The sequence below is a fragment of the Streptomyces sp. NPDC111507 genome, from assembly GCF_055638955.1.
Genome location: NZ_JBVKBU010000008.1, coordinates 61334 through 70005, shown reverse-complemented (window position 1 = coordinate 70005; position 8672 = coordinate 61334). Strand labels below are relative to the sequence as shown.

The window sequence follows — 8672 nt, the reverse complement described above, 5'->3', positions numbered from 1 at the left end:
GGTACCGGTGCGGCCGGTACCCGGGCCCCGCCGTGCCGCGCCGCGCCCGCGTGTGCCGAGCGGGGCTCGAGGAGGACTTGAGCGCGCGTCCGTAGCGTCGACGGCGCCGTAAGCGGCCCGCGCGCGGGTGCGGGCACCAGCCCGCCGCGGGCCGGACCGGTCACGGCGATGAGCATCTCGCACGACCCGCCTCCAGAAAGGATGCTCGGATGAGCACCGTCAACCCCCCATCCCCGGGCGGTGACACCAGGAGGGTGGTCTTCTGGGCCATTCTCACCACCAGCCTCGCCTCGTTCATGGCGGGACTGGACAACCTCGTCATCATCACGGCGCTGCCCACCATCCGCGAGAAACTCGGCGGCAGCCTCACCGACCTGGAATGGACGGTCAACGCCTACACCCTGTCCTTCGCGGTCCTGATGATGTTCGGCGCCGCCCTCGGCGACCGCTTCGGCCGCCGCAAGGTCTTCAGCCTGGGCCTGCTGCTGTTCACCGCCGCCTCCGCGGCCGCCGCGCTGGCGCCCGGCATCAACGAACTCGTCGCCGCCCGCGCCGTCCAGGGCGTCGGCGCGGCCACCATCATGCCGCTGTCGGTGACCCTGCTGACCGCCGCCGTGCCCGCCGAGAAACGCGGCGCGGCCCTGGGCATCTGGGGCGCCGTCAACGGACTGTCCATCGCCGCCGGCCCGCTGGTGGGCGGCGCCATCGTCGAGCACCTGTCCTGGCAGTGGATCTTCTGGCTGAACGTGCCGATCGGCCTGGCCCTTGCCCCGCTGTCCTTCCGCAAGCTCGCCGAGAGCCGCATCGCCCACTCCCGCCTCGACGCCGTCGGCACCGCCCTGGCCAGCCTGGGCCTGTTCGGCATCGTGCTGGGCCTGATCAAGGGCCACGGAGACGGCTGGACCTCCCCGCAGGTCCTGGGCGCACTGATCGGCGGCACCGCCGTGATGGCCCTGTTCGTGGTGTGGGAGAACCGCACCGAACACCCGATGGTGCCGATGCGGATGTTCCGCAACCGCGCGTTCACCGCGATCAACCTGGCCGGCGCCCTCATGTCGGTCGGCATGTTCGGCGCGATCTTCCTGATGACCCAGTTCCTGCAGAACATCCAGGGCTACACCGCCATGCAGGCCGGCGTACGGCTGCTGGCCTGGACCGCCATGCCGATGGTCGTCGCCCCCATCGGCGGCATGGTCTCCGACCGCATCGGCGGCAAACCCGTGGTCACCCTCGGCCTCGCCATGATGACCGCCGGCATGGTCTATTGGGCGTTCGTCCTCAAGCCGGACGTCTCCTACGCCGCCCAGCTGCCCTCCCTGATGATCTGCGGAGCCGGCATGGCCCTGTTCTACGCCCCGCTGATGAACCTCACCATGGGCTCGGTCGCCGAACACGAACAGGGCATCGCCTCCGGCGTCACCGCCGCCACCCGCGAGGTCGGCGCCGCCCTCGGCGTGGCCCTGCTCGCCTCCATCTTCAGCGCCAACGGCGGCTACGCCTCACCGCGCAACTTCGTCGACGGCCTGGTGCCCGCCATGTGGGTGGGCGCCGCCGCGGTGGCCCTGGCCACCTTCGCCATGCTGGGGGCCCCCTCCCGCCGGCGGGCCGCCGCGAGCGCCCCCGTCGCCAAGGCCGCCCCCGCGCAGGAGACCGCACCGGCCCCCCTGCACTGACCCGGAGCCGGGGCCGGCGCCACCGAACGGGTGGCGCCGGCCCCGGCGCCGTCCCACGAACCGGCGCCCCCACGCCCCGGCGCCCCGACGAACCGAGGACGCATGGCCATTGAGGAGATGAAGGTCCGCGACGCCTTCCGGATCACACCGTCGCAGCTGCCGGACAACCGGGGCCTGTTCTACGAGGCCTGGCGGCTGGGCGGCCTGACGGCGGCGAGCGGCCAGCCGTTCACCGTCCGGCAGGTCAACTTCTCCGTCTCCCGGCGCAATACGCTGCGCGGCATCCACGGCACCACCCTGCCGCCGGGCCAGGCGAAGCTGGTGACCTGCGTGCGCGGCGCCGCCCTGGACGTGGTCGTCGACCTGCGCGTCGGCTCCCCGACGTTCGGCATGTTCGACACCACCCTGCAGGAAGCCGGCTCCGGCATCGGCGTCTACCTCGCCGACGGCCTCGGCCACGCCTTCCTCGCCCTGAGCGACGACACCTGCATGAACTACCTGTGCTCCGAGGAGTACGTGCCCGGCACCATGGTCGACATCCAGGCCCTCGACCCCGACATCGGCATCCCCTGGAACACCGGCGGACAACTGATCCGCTCCGACAAGGACACCCACGCCCCCGGCCTCTCGGAGGCCGCCGCCCGCGGCCTGCTGCCCACCTACGAACAGGCCCTCGCCTCCTACCGCACCGCCGGCCCCCGCCCGTAACCTGACGGGCGGCGCCGGCAGCGGGAGGTGCGGTGATCGAGTGCGTCCGGGCGGTACTGGTCACGCCCGCCGGCCGGCTGCTGCTGATCCGGCGCACCCGGCCGGGCGCGACGCCCTACCGGGTCTTCCCCGGCGGGCACGTCGAACCTCACGATCCGGGCCTGCGCGCGGCCCTGGTGCGTGAGGTACGCGAGGAGACCGGCGCCGAGCCGCAGATCACGGGCCTGCTGCACGTGCTGGCCGGTGAGCACCAGCGCCAGTACTTCTACCTGGCGCGCATCCGGTCCTGGTTCGAAGCGGACCGCACCGGACCGGAGTTCGCCGACCCGGACCGCGGCGAGTACCGGCTCGAGGAAGTCCCGCTGAGCGTGCGGGCGCTCGACGCCCTCAGCCTGGAGCCGGAGGAGATCGCCGCACTGCTGCGCGACGCGGTGACGGCCGGGACCGATCTGGCCGCCCTGGCGGATCCGGCACGGTGAGTGCGGCGGCCGGCGCCAGGAAGCCCTCCGCCAGGAGCGTGGCCGCCGACGGCCGCCGGGTGTGAACCGGCCTGCCCTGTGCGCAGGTTGGAGCGAGCTCGGCGCAGGGCTTCACACGCTTCCTCTCGCGGCCTGGCGGGATCTCCACTCACGGCGCAGGAGATGGATCCGCAGGGCCGCGATCGCGAGGAACGCGAGACCGATGCCGCCCCGGGCCCATCCTCCGGCCATGACGAACCAGTAGAGGGCGAGACCGGCGAAGAAGAGGCTGACGGCGATGACCAGCGGTTCGCGGATCCAGAACGGCAGGGCGCGGAGAATCAGGTTGATCAGCATCCGGCCAGTCGACCAGGCGCGGACCCCGCACGCTGTGGTGGAGGCCACAGTTCCGCAGGCGGGGGCGAGGGCGTCAACTCCTGCCCGCCCGGGGAGTGCGGCCGCGCACGGGCACCCGCCACTTCTGTTGAAAGTGCGAACCGATGTGCTCCGGTCGCCGATCGGGGGGCACCGACCTAACCTCGGTTGAGGCCGACAGTGACCAATGGGGCAGTTGTTCAAGATGGGAGAACATCGTGAATGCCACATTCCGCAGCCACTGGGGGCGCACCTTCGCCGTAGGAACCCTGACAGCGGCCCTGCTGTCCGGGGGGACAGCGGGCGGTATCGCGGTAGCGGCCGCCGGATCTCAGCATCCGGCCGCACGCGCGGCGACACCTTCGACAACGGCGCCGGAGACGTCGAAGACGATGACCACCGCGCCGGCGCCGACGACGACCACCAAGCCGTCGCCGACGATGACCACCGAGCATTCGCCGAAGCCGTCGCCGACGATGACCACCAAGCATTCGCCGAAGCCGACTCCGTCGAAGACGCACAAGTACACGCCGAAGCCGAAGCCGACTCCGTCGAAGACGCACAAGTACACGCCGAAGCCGAAGCCGACTCCGTCGAAGACCCGCAAGTACACGCCGAAGCCGAAGCCGACTCCGTCGAGGACCCGCAAGTACACGCCGAAGCCGACTCCGTCGAAGATGACGACGTCGCGCCCGACCGTGACCGCCAAGCCGACCAAGACCTCCTAGCCCTGATTGCCGGGCAGGTGACACGCCCGCGCCCCTGAGGCGCGGGCGTGTCTGTCACAACCTCCGCCCTCCCCCTCCCGCAACCATCCGGCGTTCGGTACGTCTGATGCGGTATGAGGGCGTGGTGTGTGCAGTGGTACTGGCGGCGGCCGGGGCGGGCGCCGTGGCCCTGAAAGCCCGTCACCCGAAGGGCTACGCTGCGCCCGGTCGGGCTTTCGCGTGACCTGCGCGCTGCCGGACATCACGCACGGGCAGGAGGCTGATTTCCTTCCTTTCGCCCACCATCCGGCACACCACCCGCGTGATGGCCGGCTCGCCGTATCTGACCACCCGCAACCGGACACCCTGCTGCCCCGGTACGGCAACTGCCGCTACAAGCAGGGCGGCAGCGGCCACCGAGGCACAGTGCGACGTTCCCGGCCCGCTGCCCGCGGGGACGGCGTACGAGAGGGACCAGCCGGTCATCGCCGCGACCGGCCAGGACACGAGGAGCGGCAGTCTGCATGACAGCGTGTGGCCCACCGCCGGTATCGGCGGTGGGCCACACCTTCCCGGGCGGGCTGTGCGCGGCATTCGGTGACGTGCTGCGGCTTCGGCCGGTGAACGGCGGCGCGTTCACCGGGAGCGAGTCGTGCAGGAGGCGGGGCGAGGTGGGTGAGGAGGTCCGGAGCGAGGTGCCGTATCCGAGGGGCTACCGGGGCGACACGGTGGGGGTGACGCTCCCCGGCGGCGTCAGCCTCGTCACCCGGCCACCGCAAGACCTGCAGAGCGAGGATTCCTGCTGCCGCAAGGGCCCGGCGAAGGGCGGTCCCGTCGCCTGCGGGCCGGGGGGGCGAGCCCTGCGCCGTCGTCCTGCCGGTGCGTATCGACAAGCGCGTCGAGGGGGCCCGCGGCAGCGTCACGGTCCCGCCCGCTCCCGCCGGCCCGGACCCGGACAACAACACAGCCCCGGCGACCGTGGAGTACAGCCCGTGACCGTCCCGTGGCGCAACGGGCGGCCGGTCATCCGAACTGGCCGGGCTGGTAGTCGCCGGCGGGCTGGCGGACGAGGACGTTGACGCGGTTGTAGGCGTTGATGAGGGCGATGAGGGAGACCAGCGCGGCGAGCTGGTCCTCGTCGTAGTGCTTGGCGGCGTTCGCCCAAGCCTCGTCCGTGACCCCGCCGGCCGCGTCCGCGATGCGGGTGCCCTGTTCGGTCAGTTCCAGGGCGGCGCGCTCGGCGTCGGTGAAGACCGTGGCCTCGCGCCAGGTCGCGACCAGGTGGAGGCGTACCGCGCTCTCCCCGGCGTGCGCGGCGTCCTTGGTGTGCATGTCGGTGCAGAAACCGCAGCCGTTGATCTGGCTGGCGCGGATCTTCACCAGTTCCTGGGTCGCGGCCGGCAGCGCCGAGTCCGAGACCGCTTTGCCGGCCGAGTTGATGTGCCTGAGGACCTTGCCTGCGAGCGGGTTGCCGAAGAGGTTCAAGCGGGCGTCCATGGTGAGCTCCTGTGCCGTTGCCGGTGGTTACACCTCCTTGACGGACCGGCCCGGCAGGATGTGACAGCACCGGAAAAAAAAGACCCCGTCTTCTTCAGGCCCGCTCCCGCCCCCCCGGGGGGTGGGGGGCGCTCAGCGGCTCACAGGGCGGCTTTGTGCTTCAGGGGTTCCCACCAGGCGCGGTGGTCGCGGTACCAGGCGAAGGTCTCGGCCAGGCCCTGGGCGAAGTCCTTGCGGGGGCGGTAGCCGAGCTCGCGGGAGATCTTCGTGCAGTCCACCGAGTAGCGCAGGTCGTGGCCGAGCCGGTCGGGCACGTGCTCGACGCTGTCCCAGGTCGCCTCGGCGAGGTCGAGCAGCAGGGTGGTCAGTTCCTTGTTGCTCAGCTCGGTGCCGCCGCCGATGTTGTACACCTCGCCCGGCCGGCCGCCGGTGCGCACCAGTTCCAGGCCCTGCACGTGGTCGTCGATGTGCAGCCAGTCCCGGACGTTGAGCCCCTCCCCGTACAGCGGGACGCGGTGTCCGTCGAGGAGGTTGGTGACGAACAGGGGGATGACCTTCTCGGGGAAGTGGTGGTGGCCGTAGTTGTTGGAGCAGCGGGTCACCCGGACGTCCAGGCCGTGGGTGCGGTGGTAGGAGAGGGCGACGAGGTCGGAGGAGGCCTTGGAGGCGGCGTAGGGGGAGTTGGGGCGCAGCGGGTCGCTCTCGGGCCAGGAGCCCTCGGCCAGGGAGCCGTAGACCTCGTCGGTGGAGACGTGCAGGAAGCGGGCCGGGCCGCCGGGCCGGCGCAGCGCGGCGTCCAGCAGGGTCTGGGTGCCCAGCACGTTGGTGGTGATGAACTCGGCGGCGCCGAGGATGGAACGGTCGACGTGGGACTCCGCGGCGAAGTGCACGATCTGCTCGTGGCCGGCGACGAGGCCGGCCACGAGGCGGGTGTCGCAGATGTCGCCGTGCACGAAGCGGAAGGCGGGATGGGAGCGGACCGGGTCGAGGTTGGCGGGGTTGCCGGCGTAGGTGAGTTTGTCGAGGACGGTGATCTCGACGCCGCCCGGACCGCCCGGGCCGAGCAGGGTGCGCACGTAGTGCGAGCCGATGAACCCCGCTCCGCCGGTGACGAGGATGCGTGTGGTGGTCATCTGGATTCCTCCGTGGACATCCCAGCCTTCGGGCTGGGGAGGAAACGGACTCCTGCGGGGCAGGGCAGGGGAAGACGATGCGCCGCCGGGGCGGATCGTCGTTCACCGGCAACTGCCCGCGGATGCAGTAGCGCTGTCAGGCCTGGCCGGTGATAGCCAAGCCGGCCGGGCCTGCCGCCGGGCTGGCGGGATGTCAGGTCTGTGGAGCCGGCGTAAGACTGCTGGGCGTACCAGCGTCCCCCGCCGTTGGTTCGGGGCAGCTGCCGTATGAGAAGCAGAAGGCTCAACCCGCGAGGGGAGAATCCCCCTGCTTCAGCTGGGGGAGATGTCAAGATGAGATCTGCACCTTGCTGTGGTCGCCGAGGATGAGCCGGTGGGCGGCGGGGACCCGGGGTGCGGGGGTCACCTCCACGTTGCGTCCGATGATCGAGGCCTCCACGCGGCGGGCGCCGCGCACGGAGGAGCCGTCCAGGATGATGGAGAACTCGATCTCGCTGTCGGTGATGCGGCAGTCGTGGGAGATGGAGGTGAACGGGCCGACGTAGGAGTCGGCGATCACGCTGCCGGTGCCGATGACGGCCGGGCCCACGATGCGTGAGCCGCTCACCCGGGCGCCCTCGTCGATCTGCACCCGCCCGATGATCTCACTGGTGTCGTCGACGTCGCCCTCGATGCGCGGCTCGGTGTGCTCCAGGACGGAGCGGTTGACCTCCAGCATGTCGCCGACGTTCCCGGTGTCCTTCCAGTAGCCGGAGATCGTCGTGGAGCGCACGTCGCACCGCTGGTCGATGAGCCACTGCAGGGCGTGGGTGATCTCCAGTTCGCCGCGCCAGGAGGGCTTGATGGCACGGACGGCCTCGTGCACGGCCGGGGTGAACAGGTAGACGCCGACCAGCGCGAGGTCGCTCTTGGGGGCCTCGGGCTTCTCCTCCAGGCCTATGACCCGTCCGTCCGCGCCGAATTCGGCGACCCCGAACTGGCGCGGGTCGGAGACCTGGGTGAGCAGGATCTGGGCGGCGGGCCGCTGGACGCGGAAGGCGTCGACGAGGGAGGAGATGCCGCCCACGATGAAGTTGTCGCCCAGGTACATGACGAAGTCGTCGTCGGCGAGGAAGTCGCGGGCGATGATGACGGCGTGGGCCAGGCCCAGCGGCGCGTCCTGGGGGATGTAGGTGACGGTGAGGCCGAACTTGGAGCCGTCGCCGACGGCTTGCATGATCTCGTCGGCGGTGTCCCCGACGACGATCCCGACCTCGGTGATGCCCGCGTCCGCGATCGCTTCCAGGCCGTAGAAGAGCACCGGCTTGTTGGCCACGGGCACCAGCTGCTTGGCGGATGTGTGGGTGAGGGGGCGCAGGCGGGTTCCGGCCCCGCCGGAGAGTACGAGAGCCTTCATGAAGGGGAGGCTAGGAGCGGGCACTTGAGCCGGGATGGGGGATGGGCCGCGCCCACAGGCCCCCTCCAGGGCGGCTCGAGAGGCGGTGGGGATCCTCGGGTGACACGGCGGGGCGGGCGGCTGCGCCTGCCCGCTTCGGTGACGCGAGCCCAGGAAGGCTTGAGGCATGGCAGACAACCACCGTGAACTCGTCCAGCGCTTCGTCGACATGATCAACGCTCATGATGTGAGCACCATGAGCGAGCACACCGCGCCCGGGCACATCGACCACAACCCGGTCGTGGAGGACGGCATCGAGGCGAACACGGCGTTCTGGGAGCAGATCTTCGCCGCGTTCCCCGATGTCAAGGTCACCGTCCACGACCTGGTCGTGGAGGGGGACCGCATCGCCGGCCGTTTCGAGTACTCGGGCACCCACCAGGGCACGTTCTTCGGCGTCGGGGCCACCGGGCGGCCGCTGAACTTCCAGTCGATCGACTTCTGGCGGGTCGAGGACGGGCTGCTGGCCGAGCACTGGGACCAGCTGGACATGGCGGGGCTGTTCCGCCAGCTCGGCGTCGACATCCACGCCGGCCAGGACGGCCGGTAGCCGTCACCGGGCACAGGCGGGCGGGACGGGGGGGGAGGGGGGGGTGGTTGGGTGACACGCGGGGGGGACCTCCTCCCGGTCCTTCCCTGGGGTGGGGAGGGGGGGGAGGAGGCATCGGGTTTTTGCCCGGGGGAAG

At 71.0% G+C, this 8672-nt stretch carries 9 protein-coding genes; 4 read left to right on the top strand and 5 right to left on the bottom strand.

What is annotated here, in order from left to right:
• The first annotated feature begins 209 nt into the window (after positions 1 to 209).
• The 3 genes from ACZ7M2_RS29720 to ACZ7M2_RS29710 all read left to right on the top strand — a co-directional run bounded on the left by ACZ7M2_RS29720 (position 210) and on the right by ACZ7M2_RS29710 (position 2860).
• Positions 210 to 1673 (top strand): DHA2 family efflux MFS transporter permease subunit, encoded by a 1464-nt coding sequence (locus tag ACZ7M2_RS29720; protein WP_471597887.1) that lies wholly within the window; start codon positions 210 to 212, stop codon positions 1671 to 1673.
• A gap of 102 nt (positions 1674 to 1775) precedes the next feature.
• Complete coding sequence (locus tag ACZ7M2_RS29715; RefSeq protein WP_471597886.1) at positions 1776 to 2381, top strand: dTDP-4-dehydrorhamnose 3,5-epimerase family protein; 606 nt, start codon at positions 1776 to 1778, stop codon at positions 2379 to 2381.
• A 32-nt stretch (positions 2382 to 2413) separates the two neighbouring features.
• On the top strand, positions 2414 to 2860 hold the full coding sequence (locus tag ACZ7M2_RS29710) for an NUDIX domain-containing protein (protein ID WP_471597885.1): 447 nt from the start codon (positions 2414 to 2416) through the stop codon (positions 2858 to 2860).
• Between the two features lie 111 nt (positions 2861 to 2971).
• Here the strand turns inward: ACZ7M2_RS29710 and ACZ7M2_RS29705 are convergent, their stop codons facing one another.
• The 5 genes from ACZ7M2_RS29705 to ACZ7M2_RS29685 form a co-directional block, all read right to left on the bottom strand.
• Positions 2972 to 3196 carry a hypothetical protein gene (locus ACZ7M2_RS29705; RefSeq protein ID WP_352053027.1) on the bottom strand — a complete coding sequence of 75 codons (225 nt, stop codon included), beginning with the start codon at positions 3194 to 3196 and terminating at the stop codon, positions 2972 to 2974.
• 349 nt (positions 3197 to 3545) lie between these two features.
• Positions 3546 to 3923, bottom strand: coding sequence for a hypothetical protein (locus ACZ7M2_RS29700; protein WP_471597884.1), 378 nt, complete (start codon positions 3921 to 3923; stop codon positions 3546 to 3548).
• A gap of 1021 nt (positions 3924 to 4944) precedes the next feature.
• Positions 4945 to 5418 (bottom strand): carboxymuconolactone decarboxylase family protein, encoded by a 474-nt coding sequence (locus ACZ7M2_RS29695; protein ID WP_471597883.1) that lies wholly within the window; start codon positions 5416 to 5418, stop codon positions 4945 to 4947.
• A gap of 140 nt (positions 5419 to 5558) precedes the next feature.
• A complete protein-coding gene (gene rfbB / locus ACZ7M2_RS29690; protein WP_471597882.1) occupies positions 5559 to 6551 on the bottom strand; it encodes a dTDP-glucose 4,6-dehydratase in 993 nt (330 codons plus the stop codon).
• A gap of 328 nt (positions 6552 to 6879) precedes the next feature.
• A complete protein-coding gene (locus ACZ7M2_RS29685) occupies positions 6880 to 7947 on the bottom strand; it encodes a glucose-1-phosphate thymidylyltransferase (protein WP_471597881.1) in 1068 nt (355 codons plus the stop codon).
• Positions 7948 to 8113: 166 nt separating this feature from the next.
• On the opposite strand from ACZ7M2_RS29685, the gene ACZ7M2_RS29680 reads away from it, so the two are divergent.
• Positions 8114 to 8536, top strand: coding sequence for an ester cyclase (locus ACZ7M2_RS29680; protein WP_352053035.1), 423 nt, complete (start codon positions 8114 to 8116; stop codon positions 8534 to 8536).
• Positions 8537 to 8672 lie beyond the last annotated feature (136 nt).

Excerpts from the sequence above, each read along its gene's own strand:
- ACZ7M2_RS29720 (WP_471597887.1), top strand. The coding sequence starts at position 210 with ATGAGCACCGTCAACCCCCCATCCCCGGGCGGTGACACCAGGAGGGTG.
- ACZ7M2_RS29715 (WP_471597886.1), top strand. The coding sequence starts at position 1,776 with ATGGCCATTGAGGAGATGAAGGTCCGCGACGCCTTCCGGATCACACCG.
- ACZ7M2_RS29705 (WP_352053027.1), bottom strand. The coding sequence starts at position 3,196 with ATGCTGATCAACCTGATTCTCCGCGCCCTGCCGTTCTGGATCCGCGAA.
- ACZ7M2_RS29695 (WP_471597883.1), bottom strand. The coding sequence starts at position 5,418 with ATGGACGCCCGCTTGAACCTCTTCGGCAACCCGCTCGCAGGCAAGGTC.
- rfbB (WP_471597882.1), bottom strand. The coding sequence starts at position 6,551 with ATGACCACCACACGCATCCTCGTCACCGGCGGAGCGGGGTTCATCGGC.
- ACZ7M2_RS29685 (WP_471597881.1), bottom strand. The coding sequence starts at position 7,947 with ATGAAGGCTCTCGTACTCTCCGGCGGGGCCGGAACCCGCCTGCGCCCC.
- ACZ7M2_RS29680 (WP_352053035.1), top strand. The coding sequence starts at position 8,114 with ATGGCAGACAACCACCGTGAACTCGTCCAGCGCTTCGTCGACATGATC.